Genomic DNA, 21329 nt, shown 5'->3' on the forward strand with positions numbered 1-21329 from the left:
TTTATCACAAAGTATTTAAATTAACTTCAATTGTCCAAAATATATACAAAAAAACGCTTGGATCAATTCTCCAAGCGCTTTGTTCTTTCTTTTCTTATCTTCCTGCTTGCATTGCATAGTTCCTATAAACCATGCCGTTTGTTTTCTTCATCCCAAATTTTTCATAGTAAGGTACAAGGTCATCATCACAGCATAAATCAATCATATAAATCTCATCCAATTCTTTTAGCATTCGACTTACTAATTCCTTACCTATACCTTTATTTTTGTATTGAGGTAATACTTCCAATAATGGAACATAGGCAGATAATACACCATCACTTATCGCCGTAATAAATCCTATTACTTCATTTGTATCCTCATCAATCGCCAAAACTATTTTGCTGCTATTCTCCAACAATCGTAAATGTGTTTGGGGATTAGGTGGATTCGGCCAGTCTACAAAAAAACCATTTAACATATTTGCAGATATACCTTTGAGTGAATTCTTATAAATCATTTTCTCAACTCCTAATATTTTTACTATTAGATAGCTGCAAAAAATCAATAGAACAGTAACAAGCTATTACCTCCCATATTTATAATTAATCCGTGCACTATTTAATTAATCTTTGAAGAAGCAATTAGACCTTTCAAAATCGGGATACCTGTACCAATTAGCACCACTGGCAAGAACCACCAGCCTAATCCTTCGATCTTTCCTAATGCAACAAGTACTATTTCACAAGAAATGATTGCAAATAAAATTAAACAAAAGTTTTTTACTTCATTGCATAATTTACGACTATTTAAATAAAATGCCTCAACGTTGCGCTCATTTAATCGGGCTGGATAATTATGCATATGTGGCGCTTTCTCGAGAAGCCCTAAAAATATCCACATAAAAATTCCGATACCTGGTAAAATTAATACTTCTATTTTCGAACCCCATCGGTCAACCTCGCCCTTAGCATTAAAATGTGCAGGTATTTCTTCTGGTAAATTACCCCATTGTAAAATAATAAATAGGATGGATACAGTAAATAACCCGCTACCAATAACGTCCAAACATTTTTCATACTTTGTTTTTGGTAATGTTAAGATTGGTCGATACATTGTCCCACATCCTTGGTTAACGTTTATAGTATGTATACGGTTGTTTCAACTTTTTAGTTTCAATTATTTATATGAAAAACATTACAGCTTAATACCATTCACTGTATTTTCATTCACTACTGACACAAAATAATACATAAATCTCCGCTTTAAGTAGTATAATCTATAACTTAATTCCCTCTTTATTTCATATTTTTTACTATGAATAAACTCATATTGCTTTTTAAAATCCATATAATCTGATATAAATGGTATATATACATATTTCACCTTTTTGTAACATTTCTACTAAAATTACTAGGAAAGGACTTTTCAAACATGCGATTTACGATTTATAAAAAATTAATTCTCGGTTTTTTTATAGTTATATTAGTTTTAATAGGTACGATTGCGCTAAATTTTAAACAGCTTAATTCTGTAAATGGCACTTATCAAGATTTACTCGAAGAACAAACTAAAAAGTCTATTAGTATACAAGAACTAAGAGTACTTGCAAAACAAGAAATAGTTAGTATGCGTGGATACCTTCTACTTGGCGATAAACAAAATCGTGAAGGTAATAAATCCGCTCGTGAAGAATTTAAAACAAAATCAGATAGTTTAATGGCTACACTAGAGTCCAAAAAATCAATTGAACTGTTAGAAGCCGTCAATAAAAGTGAGCAAAATGTTCAGCAATTTGCCGATCGAATGTTTTCATTAAAAGATGCTGGTGAAACCGAACAATATGAAAAATTAGATAGCACACAAGGACGTCTTATTTTAAAACAATTTGATGAGCGCGTTGAAAACCTTGCCAATTACCAAAGTGAAGCTGTAGAAGCCAAAATAACTGCTACTTCCAATGAGATTGATGGCATTAAGATGCAAATGATTTTGCTTGGCATATTTGCCGTACTTATTAGTCTGATAATTGCAATGATTATGGGAACAATTATTTCTCGTCCTATTAAAGGTATGGCAAAGGCTGCACAAAAAATTGCTGAAGGTGATTTAACGGCTGAGCAAATTCGCATTAAAAATCGTGATGAAGTTGGTGATTTAGCATTAGCCTTTAATCAAATGGCTCAAAATTTAAAGAACTTGATTACCAATGTCAGTCAAAATACGATGCAAGTAAGTGCCTCTGCGGCTGAATTAACAGCTAGCGCAGATCAAACTATTCAAGCGACTGAACAAATTACTTCCGCTATGCAAGAAGTGGCAAGCGGCTCTGAAGCCCAAGGAAAAAATGCAACTGAAAGCTCGCAAGCTATGAAAAACATGACGAATGGCATTCAACAACTAGCATCGACAACTGCTGCTGTTTCTGAATTGGCTATAGAAACCAATACTGAGGCAAACAAAGGGAATGATTCGCTTCAGCGTGTTATTTCTCAAATGGATACAATTAATACAGCTGTCTTGGAGTCTGCTACTGTTGTCAAAAAACTAGGAAATCATTCTGTAGAAATTGGCAATATCATTAGCATTATTACTGATATCGCTGAGCAAACTAATTTACTAGCGTTGAATGCTGCTATTGAAGCAGCTCGAGCTGGCGATCATGGTCGCGGCTTTGCAGTTGTTGCTGATGAAGTAAAAAAATTAGCTGAGCAATCGAAGAACTCTGCTGAACAGATTGCTGGTTTAATTTCTGAAATTCAACAGGAAACAAATCGTGCTGTCACTGTGATGGATACTGGTACACAAGAAGTTCAAGTTGGGATGAAGGTTGTTAAAGTGGCAGAGGAAGGCTTTTCAAAAATCGTTGACCTTATTGAGCAAGTTTCCAAACAAATACAAGAAGCAACAACTGTTTCAGAGGAAATGTCCTCAAGTGCTGAACAAATTTACGCATCCTTTGATGACATTGCAACAATTGCCCAAACGTCATCTTCGAACTTGCAAAATGTTGCTTCTGCTTCAGAAGAACAACTCGCAACAATCGAAGAGGTTGCAGCTTCTGCCGCTACTTTATCGACAATGGCAGAAGAATTACAATCACAAGTTTCCAAATTTAAAGTTCAATAGCAAAATTGTGTGGGTGACTGGCACCCACACAATAAGCCGCAACTGTCGCTGTCGCGCCGTTTGTTGCGGCTTTTTTGTGTCCTATTCAGTGACTGGCACTCAAACAATTTAACCGTTGGATCATTTCAATTACTGCTGTTTCTTCACTTGGCACTTGTAATGTTGCAAGTTGGCTTACCTTATGCGCTCCAACACAAACACTGTCTAATGCTTTTGCAAACATGGATGCATCATTTGCATCATTGCCAAAGGCGATAAACTGATTTTGTTCTACGCCTAATTTCTCCAAGCCGGTCCACTTATTAATTCCGCTTGGGCTTATATCTATTATGTTTTCGGATGCATGTTCATATATCGAAATCGGTAGCTTTTGTAGCTGCGTTAATATTTCTAAGTGATGTGCACCAGGGAATAATACAATTTTCACGATGTCCTTTAGCTCTTGCAATGTCACTTGCTTTGCTAGCTTGAGTGGATCTAAATTTTGATAGATTGGATGTGTCTCACTACCTGTAAAGGCATAATCCCATTCACCGTCCACTAAATAAGCTAATTGATAAGCCGTTATAATATGCTTAATGTCTTCAACAATTTGTCCCTCGAATGCTACTATCTCTTTTATGGCCCCATTGACTGCAACAAATGCTCCATTACCTCCAACCATCGAAAATTGATGCATCGACTCGGGCAATATTGGTAACAAATCTCGAATCGGTCGAGCAGAGGCAAAAATTACTTCATGTCCATTCTGTAGACAACTCTCTAATGCAGCTATAATACCAGCACTCAAAGGCTGACCTTTAAAACAAATCGTGCCATCTAAATCAAATACAAAGTTCATTGTTTTACCTACTTTCGATGTATATAAAATCCCCCATATTATCTCATAAAATATACCTTTATTTGTTAAAAATAGCGTGTGAAAATCCGCTGATTCAAAACCTATTAGTACATTTTATCTTTAAAACAGAAAACAAATAATTTTTAGAATATTGTTGACATACTGAAAATATCCACGTATTATAACTCTCAACAACACATTGTAAGCAAAGATTGGAAGTAGTAGAAATGCTCGTGTACTTGTAGAGAGCCGGTGGTTGGTGAAAATCGGTAGACACACATTTTGAACTCATCCATGAGCTACTCCCTGAACCTCATCGAATAAGGCATACGATGCTTAGTAAGTTAAATGCTGGTTTCAACGTAAGGGATGTCGGTTTCCACCGTTATTGGGATAGACAGTGATAGCTGTCGATAAGGGGACTTTTTCTTGAAAGAAAAGGTCAATTAGAGTGGTACCGCGAGCAATAACTCGTCTCTATATTTTGATATAGAGGCGGGTTTTTTTTATTTTTTTTATTAATTACAACAAAAGGAGTGTTTGAAAATGGGAAGAAAAATTTGGGTGTTTGATACAACTTTACGTGATGGCGAGCAAGTGCCAGGGGCAAAACTAAACTTATACGAAAAAGTAGAGATTGCACAGCAACTCAAAAAATTAGGCGTCGATATTATCGAAGCTGGTTTCCCTGCTTCATCACAAGGTGACTTTGATGCTGTAAAAGCTGTCGCACAAAAGGTCGGCAATACGAATGACATTATGATTACAGCTTTAGCACGAGCAGTACAGGCTGATATTGATTCGGTATACAACGCTGTAAAATATGCTGAAAATCCAATGATTCATATGGTACTTGGCACTTCTGATATCCATGTTGAAAAGAAATTCAGTAAATCGAAAGATCAAATATTACAAATTGGCGTAGATGCTGTGAAATATGCAAAAACACTTTTACCACAAGTGCAGTATTCAACAGAGGATGCTTCTCGCTCAGATTTTGAATACCTATGGAAAACGATTGAGGCAGTGATGAAGGCTGGCGCAACGATGATTAACGTGCCGGACACTGTTGGATTTGCTGAACCTGAGGAATTTGGCGCTATGATTTACAAGCTGAATGACCGCATGAAAAATCTAAATGACAGTGTTTTACTAAGTGTACACTGTCACAATGACCTTGGAATGGCAACAGCTAACACACTTGCTGCTATTAAAAACGGGGCAGACAAAGTCGAATGTACCATCAATGGTATCGGGGAACGTGCAGGAAATGCCGCACTCGAAGAAGTTGTCATGGCATTGAAAACACGCAGTTCTATCTACAATGCTACTACGCGCATTAACACAAAAGAAATTATGAACACATCACGCCTTGTTTCTAGCTTTATGGGCTTAGATGTACAAGTGAACAAAGCCATTACTGGAGACAATGCATTTGCCCATTCTTCAGGTATTCATCAAGATGGTTTGCTTAAATCTCGCGATGCCTATGAAATTGTCCATCCCGAAGATGTAGGTCTGGATGATATGGAACTTGTTTTAACGGCTCGTTCAGGGCGCCATGCAGTAAAAAATGCACTGGAGAAGTTAGGCTTTTCAAATCTATCGAATGAAGAATTTGAAGGTATCTTTGACGGCTTCCTAAAATTAGCTGATGCTAAAAAAGAAGTTTACGACCACGACTTATATGTCATTGTAGAAAGTTATTATGAAAAGCATGACGCAAATCATGCCAATGCGACTCATTATAGTGAGCAATTTTTTGACATTGTCGATTTACAAGTCGTCAGCAATGCAAGCTTCCCTTCTGCTAGTGTAAAAATTCGCAAAGGTGGCGAAGTATTAAAAGCTAGTGCAGTCGGTTCAGGCCCGATTGACGCCTTGTATTCTGCCATTGCAGATATTGTACAAATAGATGTAAAACTTGTGGAATATAATATTAACAGCGTATCTCGTGGTAAAGAAGCGCTTGGTAAAGTAAAAATTACAATTGAACACGAAGGCGCGAAATATATTGCAAAAGCGGCAGATACAGATATTTTAAAAGCAAGTGCAATGGCTTATATCAATGCTATCAACAGCATTGTTGTAGCGAACCTAACAACCGTTACGAACTAAATTGTTTAGGTGTCAGGCACTCATACAATTCTCATACAATTCACATAAGTTTTAAAGAAAAATCCGTGGAGACTTCAGTGGAATCCGCACAGAACATAAGCCGCCATAACCGCGCATTAGCGAGGATATGGCGGCTTCTCGTGTGCCCGCGGAAAGTACAGTGCCAGGCACTCATACAATTCCAGTCACTTAAACAATTTTATTGACTGTCATTAACTAACTTTTGGTATTCTTCTTCAATTAGCCCTACATCAAGCCGTTCAAATAACGGTGTTACTTCGGTAATGCTTTTAGGTAGCTCTACTTGCTCATGCCACAGCAATTCGGTTATGCCTAACATATTCCGAATTTTCTCTGTAGAGAACGGTAAAAATGGCTGTAGTACTTGACCTAAATTTGCAATCATATAAACACATGTTGCGAGCGTTTGATGGCAATCTTCCAAATTGTCCTTTACTTGTAACCATGGTTGCTGTTCGTCAAAATAGCGGTTGGCTGCGCGAATATATGCAAAAACCCCCTCTAACGCTTGTTTAAAATGCCCCGCTTCAATCGCCACACCGACATCACTAAACAATTGAATCGTTTGTTTCCTTACAGACCCATCGACATCCACCTGAGGCACTTGACCATCAAATGACTTCTCAATAAACTTCAACGTGCGATTGACAAAGTTGCCGTAAGCTCCTAGCAATTCTCCATTGTGACTATAAATAAATTCTCGCCAAGAAAAATCAGTATCTCGGTTTTCCGGCGCATTCATTGTTAAAAAATATCGTATCGAATCTGCATCATAGCGACTTAAAATATATGGCACCCACACGGCCCAATTTTGACTCGTAGATAATTTTCGTTTTTCCAATGTTAAATATTCATTTGAGACAATATGTGTTGGCAATGCTTTTGCCCCAATCCCCATCAAAATCGCTGGCCAAATAACTGTATGGAATGGAATATTATCTTTGCCATGCACATAGTAAGCAATGGTTTCTTCATTCCACAAATCTTCAAGTGCTCTATTGTGTTGTTTTGCCCATTCCATACTAGCTGTTAAATATCCTGCTACCGCTTCAATCCACACATAAACTTTCTTTCCTTCAAAGCCTGGAACAGGTACGTCAACTCCGTTCGGTAAATCACGGGTAACAGCACGATCTGGTACGCCTTCCGCTAAGTAACGTTCAGTTAAGCCTAGTGCATTGTCTCGCCAGCGTTTATCTGCTTTGGCTTCAGCTAAAAACGTTTCAAGTCTTCCTTGAAATTGACTAAAAGTAAAATAAAAATGTTCTGTTTCTCGGATAACAGGCTCATTGCCACAAATTTTGCAACGCTTATCGATTAATTCGAGTGGATCTAAAATTTGTGAACAATTATCACATTGATCTCCACGTGCCTTCGCTCCGCAATTTGGACAAATACCTTCTACAAAGCGATCAGGTAAAAACTGCTTATCCGTTTCACAATAGGCCTGTTCAATCTTCTTTTTGTATAAATAATTATTTGCTAGCAGTTGTAAAAAAATAGACTGTACCGCATCATGGTGGTGCTTTGCATCCGTTCTTGTATACAAATCATACGTAAATCCTAAGTCATGAAAACATTGTGTAAATTCGTTATGATAATGGTTTGCGATTGCTTCTGTCGTCGTATTTTCCTGTGCAGCTCGAATTGAAATCGGCGTACCATTACAATCACTTCCTGAAACATACAATACTTGCTCACCTTTTTGTCGGTAATATCTAGCCAAAATATCACCTGGTAATAATGCAGCGATATGCCCTAAATGCAATGAACCATTCGCGTAAGGCCACGCTCCTCCAATTACAATTGTCATCTTAAGTTACTCCCCTCAATCTTCCAAATTTCTTGTTATGCGGATAACATGTTTTTCCTATCTTCATTCGTCCCTTATTAGAATTTTCTCCTAATTTTTAATAGCTAACGCTTTTTGAAGATAAAAAAAACGCCCTAATCATGACTGATTAGGACGAGTATACCCGTGTTACCACCTATATTTACAAATAGCTTACACTATTTGCCTTAATCAGTACGTCTTGCATTTATATAAGAGATACTGCCGCTGTTGTAACGAGTGCCCACCTCGTCGTAATCTACTCGCAAAAAGCTTTCGGTACGAAGCTCAAAGGTCATTTTCAAAAGGGTTCATTTACCTCATTTCCACCAACAGAGGCTCTCTATTAAATGCTTGTCCAATTTACTTTTCCTTCTCAACGCTTTTATTATAGTTTGGCACTATTTTACTCTTTCCCCTTATGGAATGCAACGTAAACATTACGAGCTTGCTATAGATGGATGAAGAACAATGATACATTTTTATAAAATAGTCGCTAGTGCAGATGGTATTTCCTGTAGATTATCTATCACAATATGTGCCTTTTGTAACTCGGATTCTTGAGCAAAATCAAAGCGTACACCAATTGAAAATAGCTGATTATCTCGTGCTGCTTGGATATCCGACGAACGATCTCCGACAACAGTGCCAGCTTGAATGGCGTTTGCTTCGATTACACTTCTTACTAAATCAGATTTATGACCACTTGGAATAGATTGAATACTATATGTTCCTTCTATAAAACGGTTCAGCTTATATGTTTCAACAATTGCTTGCAAGTACTCTTTTTGTCCGTTGCTCGCTATGTATAAATGATAGTCGTTTGCTAAAGTAGCGAGTGTTTGCTCTGCATTTGGATACAATGCGCCTTTGCCGTTTCGTATTAGCTCGATAAGCTTTTCATGAAATAAAACATTACTAGCTTCACGCACCTCTAATGTGTGCATAGGGCATAATGTTTCCCATACAACAGGCAATGTAACCCCCATAATTTCACGATATTGGGCAATGGGTGTCTCCCCCTGCCATAATCCCTTTGTACGTAGCACATCGAATGTCGCAGAAAGAGCCGGCTCTAAAATAAGATTTGTTTGAAATAATGTGCCATCCATATCAAAAATAATTGCTTTTTTCATATTACCACTCCTTTTTTAATCATTGAAAAACTCCATATGCGGTTTTTCTTTTTTATAGTAAGCTAAGCGATCCTGCAAAGTACCTGTATGGAATTCAAATTTATGACCATCGGGATCAGTGAAATAGATAGATTGTTTATCTTGCTCATCTCTTACCCTACCCTCTAAAATATTGACTTTATAATGTACAAGCTTTTCATAGATCGTATCGAAATCTTTTGCATCGATAGAGAAAGCAATATGTGTATAGGATTGGTGAATTTCGTTACGTGGAATATCCGCTTCCTCATTTAACGCAAGCCATAGCCCATTTACATCAAAATAGGCTGTGCTTCTCCCTTTCACCAAAAGCTTCGCATCAAAAATATTTTGGTAAAATGCTATAGATTGCGCTAGATCTGAAACAGAAAATAAAAAATGATTAATAGTTTGTATAGCCATAATACATCTCCTCAAACAATTAGATAGCAACTCCGCAGTCATTGCGAAGTTGCTCCTTAACGTTTCTCGACTATTTCTTTCCCTTCTTTAACCCTTTCGCATTTTGCTTCCATTTGCGTTGCTCATTCAGTTTTGCTTGCACATTCGTTTTCCGCTCAATAAAAGCAAGTTCTTTTTGCAATTTAAAATAGCTTTGTAAGCGTGATGGTTCAAGCGTTCCATCTAAAATGGCTTGCTGTACGGCGCAATGCGGCTCTTTATGGTGGGTGCAATCCCTGTAACGACATGCTGTCGCAAATTCTTCAATATCACGGAAACTAGAAGATAGACTTTCACTTTGATCCCATAATTGCAATTCACGCATCCCTGGCGTATCAATTAAGCAACCGCCACTCGGCAGTACAATTAATTCCCGATGTGTTGTTGTATGGCGACCTTTCGCATCATCTTCCCGTATAGCTGAAACTTTCATAAGCTCTTCTCCATTTAATGCATTCATTAAAGTAGATTTTCCCGCACCCGATGAACCGAGCAGTGCACCCGTCACCCCGTCCGTAAAGAGCATGCGAATAGCTTCTATCCCTTCACCTGAACGGGCACTAGTAACAAAAATATCTACTCCAAATGCGACTTGCTCAACCTCACGTACCATGCTCGGTATATCCTCACATAAATCGGCCTTGGTCAGTACAACTACCGGCTTAGCCCCTGAATCCCAAGCGGCTACTAAATAGCGTTCTAAACGGCGAATATTAAAATCGGCATTTAAACTCATGACAAGAAGAACGATATCCACATTTGACGCGACAATTTGTTCTTTAATTTCTAGTCCTGCAACCTTGCGAGAAAAAACGGACTTGCGGGTAAATAATTTATGAATAATTGCTTTTTCTTCTCCTGCCATCTTCTCCACTAGTACCCAATCTCCAACTGCTGGATAGTCTTCTCTCGCGAGCGATGTATACGCAAAATGGCCAGCGATGGTCGCTAACCATTCTCCATCTTCAGCTAACACACGGTATGAATGTTTATGCTCCAAAGCAACCCTTGCAGGTACGCAATTTGCTAACTTTGTTTGCTCTTTAAATGCAGTGTATTGCTCTTGAAAATATGTTGAAAAACCAAAAGTTGTTAAATTCAATTGTTATTCCTCCTAAATGTGTCTATCCATTACGCCTCTTAATGCGTTACAAACATAAAAAAACTTTGCAACTGCATTTCGGCAGTTACAAAGTTTCACAGGCACGTTTAAGGGAATACACAAATAGCCATTGCCACATCGTAGTATTTCACGCTACAAAGCAAGGTCAAATTGTATATTTTAGGCGTGTGAAATTGAACAAACCGAAATGCAGTTCGTTAAAAACGGCTCTATTCATCATGTCACATCACCTACTTCCAATTTAGATGTTTCCAATATATCTAATTTTTTCAAAATTGTCAAATTGATCTATATGAAGCATGTATGCCCTTCCTATCTGCATATAATGTACAAGACCCCTATTTACGAAGGAGATGTTGAATTGTCAAAAATTATTTCGATAAGTACATATCAACCACCTTACACATTGCAGCAAGCGAATGCAGAGGCATTAACAAAAGAACTATTTTACGAAAAAATCCCCAAATTAGAGCGTTATTTAAAAGTATTCGATAATGGTGGCATTCAGACTCGCCATTTCTGTGTACCAGCCGAATGGCACCGCAATGAGCATACTTTCGAAGAGCGAAACAATCTGTATATAGCGTTAGCAACGCAATATAGCGTTGAGGTCATTCAAGCTTGTTTACAAAATGAATCATTTTTAGAAGCACCGATTTCTCCTAACGAAATAGATGCCATTATTTTCGTAAGTAGTACGGGCATCTCTACACCAAGCATCGATGCTAGAATTATGAATCAACTACCTTTTTCAGATCGATTAAAACGTATTCCTCTATGGGGGTTAGGTTGTGCAGGTGGAGCAGCTGGCATAAGTCGTGCCTATGATTATTGCAAAGCACATCCTCAAGCAAAGGTGCTTGTTGTATGTGTTGAACTTTGTAGCTTAACCTTTCAACAAAACGATTTTTCAAAAAGTAATTTAATCGGTGCATCCTTATTCGCAGATGGTGCAGCTTGCATACTTGTTTGCGGAGACGATGCAGCAATACAGACGAAGAAAGCAGTTCCTTCGATTGTTACAACTGGCTCGAAGTGGATGCCTGATTCAGAAAATGTGATGGGCTGGAATATAAAAAATAACGGGCTTCATGTCGTTTTCCAAAAAAGTATTCCAGCGATTATTACGAATTGGCTAGGTCCTTTCATTGAACAATTTTTAGTCGAACAACACCTTTTCAGCGAACAGCTCGATCATTTTATTGCACATCCTGGAGGGAAAAAGGTGTTAAAAGCCTATGAGGATGCGCTCTATCTTTCTCAACAAAAAACCGACATTTCTCGGGAAATATTACGCAATCACGGTAATATGTCCTCGCCTACCGTATTATATGTACTCGAACAATTTATGTTAAACGAAGGGCAGATAGATGATATTGGGTTGCTTGTCGCCCTCGGCCCTGGATTCTGTGCGGAAGCTGTATTACTTAAATGGAGGGAGTAGTATGCTATTTTACTTTATTTTAATTCTTGTAATTCTACAAAGATTAACAGAGGTTTTTATAGCCAAACGCCATGAAAAATGGATGCTTGCAAAAGGTGCCTATGAAGTAGGTGAATCACATTATTCCTATATGGTTGCCATGCATGTTAGTTTTTTTCTATTTTTGATTGTTGAAGTTGTTTCCAATAATTTTGGACCATCGCCCTTATTTCCGTTACTTTTCTTATTATTCCTCTTAGTGCAAGCTTTACGTATATGGTGTATCCGGTCATTAGGACCTTTTTGGAATACGAAAATTTTAATTTTACCAGGTGCAGAAGTTGTCAGAAAGGGACCCTATACATTTATGCGTCACCCTAATTATGCCGTTGTTAGTTTAGAAATTCTGCTGTTGCCTATTATGTTTCAAGCTTATTTTACAGCATTTTGCTTTACACTCTTAAACATTACAATGCTATCAGTAAGAATCCCAATAGAAGAACAGGCATTACGAGATGCGACTGACTATAATCATGTATTTAAAAAGGATCTACCACAAAAGTAATGTGGTAGATCCAGTTTCTCCTACAGTAATTTAAATTCCATGCATTATTACTAAATCCAGCGAGCCCGAACACTGCGCTTTTCATAGGCAAGCGCCGAGTCTCCTAGTTATTTTCTATGTGCAAGTTGATTGCCGTTACGGGTTGCTCGCTTTTTTGCGGGCGTGGCTTAAGTCTCCTCCTCAACTTCGCTACGTGCGGTGGCTTAAGGCTCACGCTGTTCCCGCAGGAGTCGAGCAACCCTTCACTACAATCTCAAAGTTTGAAACTGCTAGCCTGAGGTATGCACTGCAACATTCAAAGTGAAGTTGGTTGCCGTGACCGATTGCTCGCTTTTTTGCAGGGGTGGCTTAAGTCTATTGCTATTCCATAGGCGTCGAGCAACCCTTCACTTTGATTAAACCTTATAGCTCGTTAACTCCTATCATTAAAAGTAAGCTGAACAGGCAACCCACTATTTAGCCTCTTTAACTCCACTCCCAATTAAAAGGGTCCTCTAGCTGTTCCCAAGGCTCCGCAAACTCATTCGTTGTCAAAAGGCATGCATCAAGCTCTTTTGTAATTTCTTCTTGATCTAAGTCTATTCCTATAATGACTAACTGTGTCATACGGTCACCGAATTCTTCATCCCAATCGTCCAATACCTCTGGGCTTTGTAAAAAGACATCCTGTTGCTGTGCTGTAGGTAAAGCTGCTACCCAATAAGAAACAGGTTCAATTTTCGCAGACGAACCTGCTTGTGACAGTAATAATGCCACATCTTGATGCCTCGCACTCCAAATAATACCTTTGGCACGGACAATTGATTCTGGCATGTTATCACACCACTCTACAAAGCGCATTGGATGGAAAGGGATTTTACGCTTATAAGTGAATGAAGCAATACCGTACTCTTCTGTCTCCGGTGTATGATTTTCATGACCAAGTTCTAGCTCTTTTAACCAGCCTGCCGATTCTGATACTCTCTCAAAATCGAATCTTCCTGTATTTAAAATTTCGCTTGGCTCTATTACCCCATTAACGGTACGAATAAGCTTTGCCTCAGGTTGTAGTGCTCGCAAAATACGTTCTAGTCTTTCAAGCTCTTCTTCTGTTACGAGATCACACTTGTTCAGCACTAAAACATCACAGAATTCAATCTGGTCAATTAATAAATCTGCTACATCGCGTTCATCTAATTCACCAACTGCTTCCTTACGTTCCAATAGACTTTCACCTGACTGAAAATCATGCCAAAAACGATTAGCATCGACTACAGTTACCATTGTATCGAGTTTGCAGAACTTCGTTAAATCAATACCGAGCTCCTCGTCTAAATAACTAAAGGTTTGTGCAACTGGTATTGGTTCACTAATACCTGTCGACTCAATTAAAATATAATCAATATTCCCTAACTTTGCGAGACGCTCTACTTCTTGTAGTAAATCCTCACGTAGTGTGCAACAAATACAGCCATTGGAAAGCTCTACGAATTTTTCCTCTGTCCGAGAAATACCGCTACCATTTGCAATCAACTCTGCATCAATATTAATTTCACTCATATCATTGACAATAACAGCTACACGCATGTTTTTTTCATTTTGTAACACATGATTCATTATCGTCGTTTTACCCGAACCTAAATAACCACTTAATACAGTCACTGGAATTTTATTTGTCATTTTATAACCTCCATCATTCTAAATCGTAATGATTACTATTTATAGTTTGTAATTTAATCATAAAAAATATAAAAATGCAATGCATAACTTTTTATAACGCAAAACATTGACATTAGTATGTAAACAATATATTATCTAAAGCGTAATAATTACGATTTAAAAGGAGTCGATAATATGCGTGTTCAAGTTACTTTAGCCTGCACTGAAACAGGCGATAAAAATTACATTACAACTAAAAACAAACGAAATAATCCTGAAAGACTGGAATTAAAAAAATATTCACCCCGTTTGAAGCGTGTTACATTACACCGAGAAACAAAATAATAACAGCGCTAAATTTTGCGTAACATTTATAGAAAAAAATAGCTTCAGGCTGTGCCATGATGTTCGTACGCAGGCACACGATAAGCCGCAACTCACTAGTTCTCGTTAGTTGCGGCTTCCATTTGAGCATTTTGAGTAGCACTTCTATGTCCTCCATAATCAACTACTAGTGAGCCCCTATATTTTTTGATTTTACATAAGAGGATACATCCATCCTGATTCCACATACCGCTTAAATGATGCCAGTACTTATTTTACATCGATTGATTGGCATTGATTTCTATAACGAGCTGGTTTAATTGTTGCTCTAAGTCATCCAGTATACGTACTTTCTTTTCTAGCTGCTCTTCAAAATCAATCGATTGAGCTATTATTTTTTCAATCTTAGCGTTTAACTCGGATAGGGTTTTTTCATTCGATACGGCTTCCGCACTTGTTTTTTTATTTTTTATTTCCATTAACTCTATGGACAATCTATGGATTTCATCGTTTCTCTCTGCTAGTTCTTTAACTAAATAATCATAGACATTAGTTGTGTCATCTTGCTGTAAAGTATCCATTATCGAATTCACTTTTGCATTGATTTCTTTCGTAAATGTACTTAACTGTATTTCGAGATTCTCTATAGCACGCTTATCACCTACTGCTATATCCTGATGGGTCTGCTTCCTTGTATACTGTAACTGTTTATTTTCTGTACGTAAGCGCTCTATTTTTTTTAACAGTAGGTCTATCGAGGCAATATGTTTTTGTCGTTGTATCTCTCTTTTTTGTCTATCTTCTTCATAGGTCTTTGACTCCCTTTCAAACGTTCTCTTTAACTTCATACGATCCATTGAAAGTTCTTTATTTTGTCTTGTCAGTCGGACATTTTCTCGCTCTAGTCTTAGTACGAGTGAATAATAATCGCTATCTCTAAGTCGATTTATTTCATTTTTATATTTCGCAAGCTCTGCTCTTAAAAAAATAATCATTTGCTGTAGCTGTATAGGATCGTTATTTTTAACGCTTTGATTATCCACGTTAGTACCTCCTATCACGATAGCTTTTTCAAAAGATCCATTACTTCCTCAAACTGCACTTTCGTTTCCTCAATCATTTCATCTAGCTGCTTTACAATACTCAATTCAAATTGCCCATTGCCATTCTCTACTAGTACTCTCTTGTCCCCGGATAGCAAGGAGGCAAGCAATAGTTGCAACGTGTTTTTTTCTAGAAAAGCAAAACTATTATCTTCCTCCTGTTTAAAGTCTGAGACATTTATCAGCCGATCCTTCATATATTGACGTACGATTTGCTCAAGCCCTACCTCTAATTTTTGTTCCTCTAATTCACTCATCTTGCCCCTCCTTTACACTGCTCATTCCATTAAGATTAATAGGATTTATTACTAAGACACCGTCTTGTAGCTCATCACAATATGTAAATCCCGTTATTGTACCTGCATAGGATAAATGATGGGACCATTTAATTTGGAAATTAGTAAATGAAATCGTCTCATTTGGCTCAATTGTTGGTTTCCCTATTGGTTTAAGCCAAAATTCTGTTTTATTAGAAGTATCATGTATTCGTTCCCAGCTACCGGAAACTTTTAAATTTTGATTAAAATGCTCATAAACATACCTTCCTGAAAATGAAAAAGGAGAATCATCAGGCAGCTTTATACAAATATACGGATTTGTTAGTGGTTGATTACCGATATTGCGAATATGATAAGAGCCAAGACATAGGCTTTCTTGATCAGCATCATATGAAATATTAAGTGACGTTGTGAAATAACTAACGCTACTTACTTCCTTTTTCTGGTCGAGCTCTTTCACCAGTCTTTTCATTTCATCGACATATAATGTTGTTTGTTCTTTCAGCATCCTTATTTTTTCTTGCACAGACTCATGATGAATACTCATAATTAGGGCCCCCTTGCCTATATAATAAGTAACCAAAATAAAAAAGAGAGGATAATCCTCTCTTTATGTTATGACAACTTCTTATGTGTTAGCACCATTACCCCATTGTTGGGAAAATAACGGAACATTGTTTTGGACGAACCGCAGTTGGGCATGAGAATGGTAAATCTGCTCTTGGTTCGCAGTAGTTTGCTAAGAACTCTACAGTAACTGGGAACGTAGATTGAATACTTTGACATACTGCTACTGTAATTGTTAACGCAGAAAATGTAATTGTTCCAGTACCAGCAGTAAGCGTACCTGTTGTGCACACGAAGCAATCTAAATCTGTATAAAGAATTTCAACATCTGTTCCTTTAGGTGCACATAATGTAACTTGTTCACAACGTGATACCGGAATCTCACTGCTTGTAAACACAGTACCATTTGGTAAAGTAACTACAATTGTAAGAATGAAGTTCTTTTGAATATTCAAGTGTTGCAGACAAACTGTTGATCCATCAATAGAGAATTGGCGATTCTCACGATTAAGAATCACGATTGGGTTTGTCGCAGCCGGAATTACTCTACACGTAACAGTTGCACCTGTTAAAACTGTCGTTGGTGTTATACCAGGGAAAGTAATGGCACCTGTTGGCGAAATATCAAATGACATTTCCTTTACAATCCAGTCATATACCTTATCGACATTTATACAAATTAGTTCGCGCGCCTGGGATGGCATATTATCTTGCATCCTTTTGACACCTCCATAAGTTTTTTATCTTTCGTTTGTAGCATATGTTTTTTAGCGTTAAGTGCATGGGCTAACAAATAATTTACAGGATATTTATTCAAGAGATGCTGTTGCCCGAGTAGTGAATAGAATACGTTGCTTTCTTCTCGGCTGTTTACATGGTTTTGTAACAGAACGTAGAGTTTTTTAATAAAATACTAATGGACTGAAAGGGGTGAAATGCAATGGAAGATTCGAAGTTGTACTCCACTCAAGACATTGTAAAATTGAAAGAAAAAATTGATTCCTATAGAGAGACGCTAACTACTTTAAAAGCGGGTACTTCAATTGAAGATTATCTATTTGTGAAGAATGAGTTTGAGGAGCTGAAAATGCAAATCGCTCATATAGAGGGCTTAACTGAAACAATTGATGATAAGCAAAGCTTACAAATTAAAGAATACGAGGAACAAGTAAAGCAGCTTTCGATTCAAATACAATCCCTTAATCAAACAATAGAAGAAATGAATCAGGAAATTTTAGCCGTATTAAATAAAATAATAACGGTTGATAACAATGGGGCATCACCGCCAACAGATACTCATTTTACGAATGTTGATGACAACTCGTTAAAAAATATTGCCAACCCTACAAAAAAGCTTTTAGAAGAAATAGCTCAAACAGCTGTACAACCATCATTACGTACGACCGAACCAACTTATCAATTTCTTCAAAGTTTGGCTGGCAAAGCAACAAATATAAACACAGGCATGCATCTTCCACCTAATCCTAATTCCGATAAAAAACATGAAGAACGTCATTTTAACCAACATTATTTTCAATCAATTAATACCCATCCAAGTCATATTTACAACGGTTTATATCGAAACACTACCGCAGAATCGACTTTTCACTTTAAAAATGCAGCAGATACACAGGGAGTCCCTGTAAGCATCTTGGAAACGAATAGTTTAACAGCACCCATAGCTAATGACTTGGTGCTAACAGAATCTTCGTCATTAGTTCAGGCAACGGTAGATACTCCAACTATGCCTCCTGCTACGGAAGCTGAAACATTCGACAACCATGATTTAGTTATAGAAGAACATACGCCGCTTATAGCAACGAATGAAGAAGCTAGCAACCAACTAGAAATTGTTGAAAAGGTAATGGTAGAAGAAGCAATAGAAGAAGTAATAGAAGTAGACCAGAAAAAAGAAAAAAATTCTTTATTTTTCAATCTATTTCGTAGACGTAATTAGTTTGAACGCCTCGGAGGAAAAACCATTCAATACCATGAAAATAGCCATTACAATTCCTATATGAAACGGTCCAATAAGTATTCACAATACCTATTGGACTTTTTCATGTCCACATTCCCCTCATTTACATTGATGGTTGCGTATTTTTAGCTGTGACATTTATCAAATAGACGATAGACTATCATGTTACGCCATATAACCTTTCTTTAGTTTTTAATGAAGATAAAAATAGCTTTATGTATGTAGTTAATAGCCCTTTTACTCTATTCCTCTATGAATAGAATAATGAAGAAAGGAGGTGTAAATATGTTCTTAAATGATCCTATGTCTAATAGCGGATGTGGTTGCTCATCTAGAGGTATGGAATGTCATGCATTAGGTCCATTTTTAGCGGTTGATGCTGCATGTATCACTCCATCACAACCAGCTACAGGCGGTTCCATTATTCCATTCTCTTCTGGGGTTACACCTGTTGTGTTAACTTCTTTAGTTAATGGGCTTATCACTACACCATCTCTTATCGGATTCGGTACTGCAGTTCCTGGTGTAACGCTTGTAGGTAACACGCTTGACTTATCAGGCGTTGTAACAGAAGCATTTACAGTACCACGTGCTGGTAGTATTACAGGTTTATCTGCATCATTCTCTGCTACAGTTGCCATTGCTGCTCTAGCGGGCTCTACTACAGTTACTGCGACAATCTATCGTGCACCTGCTGGAAGTACGACTTATACTGCTACAGATGCTACAGTTAACTTAGCTCCAGCATTTACAGGAGCAGTATCATTAGGTGCTACAGCGTTTGGTTCAGGCAGTTTTGCACCGGTAGCAGTTTCTGCTGGTGACAAACTCATAATGGTGTACTCCATCACTACAACTGGTGTAGCTGTTGTTCAAACACTTACTGGTACTGCAAGTGCAGGTATTACAATTGTATAATTTGATACATGTTTAGTAGCATGCATTAACAAAAATATTAAGAGGCGACTTTTTCTCAAACGTGAGAAAAAGTCGCCTATTTTATCTATTTTGCAAGAGCATTGTGTATATGCGCAAGATGATGCTTTCCATGCCATGCATACAGAGCGAGTGCTTTTTCAAGCGTCATGAACCCGTTGTCTGGATGGTGAAATGCACTTTGTAATTGCTCATCGGTTAAACTTGTCAGCAAATAGACCCAACGTTCGTGTAAACTTTCTAGCAACTTGTAGGAAGTCGCAACTGGCATATCTGAATCAGGGAGCATTGCCCAATGTTCTTCGTTATAGGGCTTAATTGTCGGTGTATCTTCAGTTAAAGCTAACTTAAAGCGAATAAAACTATTCATATGACTATCCGCTAGATGATGGACTAATTGCGTGACTGTCCAACCGTTCTCTCGATAGGATTTTGCTAATGATTGTTCACTTGCTCCACTTAATGCTTCCGCTAATTGCCTCGGCAATAGACGGACATCATCAATCCATTTCTGTACATGCTGTGCGGTCACTACTTCTGGAAATCGAAATTGTCCAATTGGATAGCGTAAATCGTTCATTTAGCTCGCCCCCGTTTCTATTTCTAAATTCATTATACTACCAATTTAAAAGTTTCATTTCATTTTCATTTTATTTTTTATCAGGATTTGCACATTTTGTATCAACGAGTCTCCAAAATTCCACTAACGATAACAATGGGTGTGTAATGGCTACACCGAACTCCTCTTCAAATTGTTGTGCGGCCTCAACCATCGAAAGCTGTGCAACAGCAATCCGCAGCCCATCATTCATTATTTCCCGGAAATTTTGGATAATTGCATTGTTATACGCTGCCTTATTCCCTTGCATAATGAGGTCAAATGTATTGTCTAGTACCTTCACCTGGACATTGATGCCCTTCTTATGGCGCTTCGCATATTGGTAAAGTCTCTCCATCGTTCCATCTACCGTTGCAGGGTTTGTAAAAAGAATAAATTGGGGCTGTGTCTCTTCACATATCATTTGAAAAAAAGGTTCATCCATTTTTATAATCGGTATAGATAATAACAGTTGCTCTTCTTTTAACAATGCAATGTAATTTGTACATGTAATCAAAATGACATCGATATTACAGCTTGCTATCCACTCCAATTGCTCTTTTACCTTTAAGGACAAATGATCAGTACCCTTTGTCACATGCTGAATGAGTCCCGGGTCAACAAAGTGCACTAGCTCTATCTCTTGAAAACCCTTAAATGCTTGCTCTATGTAGTCTATATTTGAATGATGTGCATGCAAACAGCCTATTCTTTTTTTCAAATACATGCCCCCTACAGTGTCTTCTCCATTGTTACAACAGGAAGCGAAATACCGTTAAGATTTTCTGCCATCGTTTCTTTCGTAATAACATATCCCAATGCACGATACAATGCAATATTACGTGGTACACTCATACGGACTTTACATTCGCTTACACTTTTGCCTTGAGCACGCGCATAATTTTCAACTTCAGCTATTAACATCTTGGCCAAACCTTGACCTTGCTTTTCCGGAACTACAGATAATCGGAAGAAATATATCCCCTCATCATTCAATGTAAATCGAACCATCGCGACAGGTTCATTTTCCATATAACTAATAAAAGCTTGCTCGCCATTTTGTAGTGCCAGTTCAATTGAGCTAACTGTTTCGCTTAATGCGCTAGACGGCGGTGTTGCATGTTCATATTCTTTAAAAGCTTGCATCATGACTTTATGCACTATGTGTGCATGTTGACTATCTGCTAAAATAACGCCCACTTATATCACACCTTTTTTGATTTTAAATACATATTATTGTATTTTTATCCAAAAGTAAACC

At 37.6% G+C, this 21329-nt stretch carries 22 protein-coding genes and 2 other annotated features; of the genes, 7 read left to right on the forward strand and 15 right to left on the reverse strand.

The window, feature by feature from the left end:
• Nucleotides 1-94: 94 nt before the first annotated feature.
• The gene (locus tag I5435_RS21365) at nt 95-499 is read right to left on the reverse strand and encodes a GNAT family N-acetyltransferase (protein ID WP_108030801.1); all 405 of its coding nucleotides are present in this window, start codon (nt 497-499) and stop codon (nt 95-97) included.
• Nucleotides 500-600: 101 nt separating this feature from the next.
• A complete protein-coding gene (locus tag I5435_RS21370) occupies nt 601-1095 on the reverse strand; it encodes a DUF1648 domain-containing protein (protein ID WP_108030800.1) in 495 nt (164 codons plus the stop codon).
• 318 nt (nt 1096-1413) lie between these two features.
• On the opposite strand from I5435_RS21370, the gene I5435_RS21375 reads away from it, so the two are divergent.
• Nucleotides 1414-3108 carry a methyl-accepting chemotaxis protein gene (locus tag I5435_RS21375; protein WP_337982934.1) on the forward strand — a complete coding sequence of 565 codons (1695 nt, stop codon included), beginning with the start codon at nt 1414-1416 and terminating at the stop codon, nt 3106-3108.
• An 85-nt stretch (nt 3109-3193) separates the two neighbouring features.
• Here I5435_RS21375 and I5435_RS21380 read toward each other — a convergent pair whose 3' ends face one another.
• On the reverse strand, nt 3194-3949 hold the full coding sequence (locus tag I5435_RS21380; protein ID WP_337982935.1) for an HAD-IIB family hydrolase: 756 nt from the start codon (nt 3947-3949) through the stop codon (nt 3194-3196).
• Nucleotides 3950-4148: 199 nt separating this feature from the next.
• Nucleotides 4149-4431, forward strand: a binding site (T-box leader).
• 64 nt (nt 4432-4495) lie between these two features.
• On the opposite strand from I5435_RS21380, the gene I5435_RS21385 reads away from it, so the two are divergent.
• Entirely contained in the window at nt 4496-6067 is a 1572-nt protein-coding gene (locus tag I5435_RS21385; protein WP_337982936.1) for a 2-isopropylmalate synthase, read from the forward strand.
• A 199-nt stretch (nt 6068-6266) separates the two neighbouring features.
• Here I5435_RS21385 and metG read toward each other — a convergent pair whose 3' ends face one another.
• The 4 genes from metG to rsgA all read right to left on the reverse strand — a co-directional run bounded on the left by metG (nt 6267) and on the right by rsgA (nt 10637).
• Complete coding sequence (gene metG, locus I5435_RS21390) at nt 6267-7901, reverse strand: methionine--tRNA ligase (RefSeq protein ID WP_024364601.1); 1635 nt, start codon at nt 7899-7901, stop codon at nt 6267-6269.
• 146 nt (nt 7902-8047) lie between these two features.
• Nucleotides 8048-8308, reverse strand: a binding site (T-box leader).
• Between the two features lie 93 nt (nt 8309-8401).
• Nucleotides 8402-9055 carry an HAD hydrolase-like protein gene (locus tag I5435_RS21395; protein ID WP_108030797.1) on the reverse strand — a complete coding sequence of 218 codons (654 nt, stop codon included), beginning with the start codon at nt 9053-9055 and terminating at the stop codon, nt 8402-8404.
• Nucleotides 9056-9070: 15 nt separating this feature from the next.
• A complete protein-coding gene (fosM, locus tag I5435_RS21400) occupies nt 9071-9496 on the reverse strand; it encodes a FosM family fosfomycin resistance protein (protein WP_024364603.1) in 426 nt (141 codons plus the stop codon).
• Between the two features lie 70 nt (nt 9497-9566).
• The gene (gene rsgA, locus I5435_RS21405; RefSeq protein WP_337982937.1) at nt 9567-10637 is read right to left on the reverse strand and encodes a ribosome small subunit-dependent GTPase A; all 1071 of its coding nucleotides are present in this window, start codon (nt 10635-10637) and stop codon (nt 9567-9569) included.
• Nucleotides 10638-11019: 382 nt separating this feature from the next.
• Between rsgA and I5435_RS21410 the strand changes: the two genes are divergently transcribed.
• Nucleotides 11020-12102 carry a type III polyketide synthase gene (locus tag I5435_RS21410; RefSeq protein WP_229387939.1) on the forward strand — a complete coding sequence of 361 codons (1083 nt, stop codon included), beginning with the start codon at nt 11020-11022 and terminating at the stop codon, nt 12100-12102.
• Between the two features lies 1 nt (nt 12103).
• Complete coding sequence (locus tag I5435_RS21415; protein WP_337982938.1) at nt 12104-12646, forward strand: isoprenylcysteine carboxyl methyltransferase family protein; 543 nt, start codon at nt 12104-12106, stop codon at nt 12644-12646.
• A 465-nt stretch (nt 12647-13111) separates the two neighbouring features.
• Here the strand turns inward: I5435_RS21415 and I5435_RS21420 are convergent, their stop codons facing one another.
• On the reverse strand, nt 13112-14305 hold the full coding sequence (locus I5435_RS21420) for a GTP-binding protein (RefSeq protein ID WP_024364607.1): 1194 nt from the start codon (nt 14303-14305) through the stop codon (nt 13112-13114).
• A 174-nt stretch (nt 14306-14479) separates the two neighbouring features.
• Between I5435_RS21420 and rpmG the strand changes: the two genes are divergently transcribed.
• Nucleotides 14480-14629, forward strand: a complete 150-nt coding sequence (rpmG, locus tag I5435_RS21425) for a 50S ribosomal protein L33 (protein WP_004231780.1) — start codon at nt 14480-14482, stop codon at nt 14627-14629.
• Nucleotides 14630-14883: 254 nt separating this feature from the next.
• On the opposite strand, the gene I5435_RS21430 is transcribed toward rpmG, so the two are convergent.
• The 4 genes from I5435_RS21430 to I5435_RS21445 all read right to left on the reverse strand — a co-directional run bounded on the left by I5435_RS21430 (nt 14884) and on the right by I5435_RS21445 (nt 17272).
• Nucleotides 14884-15651 carry a V-type ATP synthase subunit I domain-containing protein gene (locus I5435_RS21430; RefSeq protein ID WP_337982939.1) on the reverse strand — a complete coding sequence of 256 codons (768 nt, stop codon included), beginning with the start codon at nt 15649-15651 and terminating at the stop codon, nt 14884-14886.
• A gap of 14 nt (nt 15652-15665) precedes the next feature.
• Nucleotides 15666-15968, reverse strand: a complete 303-nt coding sequence (locus tag I5435_RS21435) for a hypothetical protein (protein WP_108030792.1) — start codon at nt 15966-15968, stop codon at nt 15666-15668.
• On the reverse strand, nt 15961-16536 hold the full coding sequence (locus tag I5435_RS21440; RefSeq protein WP_229387945.1) for a hypothetical protein: 576 nt from the start codon (nt 16534-16536) through the stop codon (nt 15961-15963). The genes I5435_RS21435 and I5435_RS21440 overlap by 8 nt, the downstream gene beginning before the upstream one ends.
• A gap of 97 nt (nt 16537-16633) precedes the next feature.
• Nucleotides 16634-17272, reverse strand: coding sequence for a BMQ_0737 family morphogenetic spore coat protein (locus I5435_RS21445; protein WP_024364611.1), 639 nt, complete (start codon nt 17270-17272; stop codon nt 16634-16636).
• Between the two features lie 224 nt (nt 17273-17496).
• Between I5435_RS21445 and I5435_RS21450 the strand changes: the two genes are divergently transcribed.
• Both I5435_RS21450 and I5435_RS21455 read left to right on the forward strand, forming a co-directional pair.
• Nucleotides 17497-18513: a hypothetical protein gene (locus I5435_RS21450; protein ID WP_337982940.1), complete on the forward strand. Its 1017-nt coding sequence runs from the start codon at nt 17497-17499 to the stop codon at nt 18511-18513.
• Nucleotides 18514-18819: 306 nt separating this feature from the next.
• Entirely contained in the window at nt 18820-19452 is a 633-nt protein-coding gene (locus I5435_RS21455; RefSeq protein WP_337982941.1) for an exosporium glycoprotein BclB-related protein, read from the forward strand.
• Nucleotides 19453-19537: 85 nt separating this feature from the next.
• Here I5435_RS21455 and I5435_RS21460 read toward each other — a convergent pair whose 3' ends face one another.
• From I5435_RS21460 to I5435_RS21470, 3 genes are all read right to left on the reverse strand, one after another.
• The gene (locus I5435_RS21460) at nt 19538-20050 is read right to left on the reverse strand and encodes a YfiT family bacillithiol transferase (protein WP_025220768.1); all 513 of its coding nucleotides are present in this window, start codon (nt 20048-20050) and stop codon (nt 19538-19540) included.
• 70 nt (nt 20051-20120) lie between these two features.
• Nucleotides 20121-20795 carry a hypothetical protein gene (locus I5435_RS21465; RefSeq protein ID WP_337982942.1) on the reverse strand — a complete coding sequence of 225 codons (675 nt, stop codon included), beginning with the start codon at nt 20793-20795 and terminating at the stop codon, nt 20121-20123.
• 5 nt (nt 20796-20800) lie between these two features.
• On the reverse strand, nt 20801-21268 hold the full coding sequence (locus I5435_RS21470; RefSeq protein ID WP_337982943.1) for a GNAT family N-acetyltransferase: 468 nt from the start codon (nt 21266-21268) through the stop codon (nt 20801-20803).
• Nucleotides 21269-21329: the final 61 nt, after the last annotated feature.

It is taken from the genome of Lysinibacillus sp. C5.1, from assembly GCF_016350185.1.
In the GTDB taxonomy this organism is placed as follows: Bacteria; Bacillota; Bacilli; order Bacillales_A; family Planococcaceae; genus Lysinibacillus; species Lysinibacillus sphaericus.

Excerpts from the sequence above, each read along its gene's own strand:
- I5435_RS21455 (WP_337982941.1), top strand. The coding sequence starts at position 18,820 with ATGTTCTTAAATGATCCTATGTCTAATAGCGGATGTGGTTGCTCATCT.
- I5435_RS21440 (WP_229387945.1), bottom strand. The coding sequence starts at position 16,536 with ATGAGTATTCATCATGAGTCTGTGCAAGAAAAAATAAGGATGCTGAAA.
- I5435_RS21465 (WP_337982942.1), bottom strand. The coding sequence starts at position 20,795 with ATGTATTTGAAAAAAAGAATAGGCTGTTTGCATGCACATCATTCAAAT.
- I5435_RS21435 (WP_108030792.1), bottom strand. The coding sequence starts at position 15,968 with ATGAGTGAATTAGAGGAACAAAAATTAGAGGTAGGGCTTGAGCAAATC.
- rpmG (WP_004231780.1), top strand. The coding sequence starts at position 14,480 with ATGCGTGTTCAAGTTACTTTAGCCTGCACTGAAACAGGCGATAAAAAT.
- I5435_RS21385 (WP_337982936.1), top strand. The coding sequence starts at position 4,496 with ATGGGAAGAAAAATTTGGGTGTTTGATACAACTTTACGTGATGGCGAG.
- I5435_RS21415 (WP_337982938.1), top strand. The coding sequence starts at position 12,104 with ATGCTATTTTACTTTATTTTAATTCTTGTAATTCTACAAAGATTAACA.
- I5435_RS21375 (WP_337982934.1), top strand. The coding sequence starts at position 1,414 with ATGCGATTTACGATTTATAAAAAATTAATTCTCGGTTTTTTTATAGTT.
- metG (WP_024364601.1), bottom strand. The coding sequence starts at position 7,901 with ATGACAATTGTAATTGGAGGAGCGTGGCCTTACGCGAATGGTTCATTG.
- fosM (WP_024364603.1), bottom strand. The coding sequence starts at position 9,496 with ATGGCTATACAAACTATTAATCATTTTTTATTTTCTGTTTCAGATCTA.
- I5435_RS21365 (WP_108030801.1), bottom strand. The coding sequence starts at position 499 with ATGATTTATAAGAATTCACTCAAAGGTATATCTGCAAATATGTTAAAT.
- I5435_RS21420 (WP_024364607.1), bottom strand. The coding sequence starts at position 14,305 with ATGACAAATAAAATTCCAGTGACTGTATTAAGTGGTTATTTAGGTTCG.
- I5435_RS21445 (WP_024364611.1), bottom strand. The coding sequence starts at position 17,272 with ATGCAAGATAATATGCCATCCCAGGCGCGCGAACTAATTTGTATAAAT.
- I5435_RS21380 (WP_337982935.1), bottom strand. The coding sequence starts at position 3,949 with ATGAACTTTGTATTTGATTTAGATGGCACGATTTGTTTTAAAGGTCAG.
- I5435_RS21370 (WP_108030800.1), bottom strand. The coding sequence starts at position 1,095 with ATGTATCGACCAATCTTAACATTACCAAAAACAAAGTATGAAAAATGT.
- I5435_RS21460 (WP_025220768.1), bottom strand. The coding sequence starts at position 20,050 with ATGAACGATTTACGCTATCCAATTGGACAATTTCGATTTCCAGAAGTA.
- I5435_RS21450 (WP_337982940.1), top strand. The coding sequence starts at position 17,497 with ATGGAAGATTCGAAGTTGTACTCCACTCAAGACATTGTAAAATTGAAA.
- I5435_RS21395 (WP_108030797.1), bottom strand. The coding sequence starts at position 9,055 with ATGAAAAAAGCAATTATTTTTGATATGGATGGCACATTATTTCAAACA.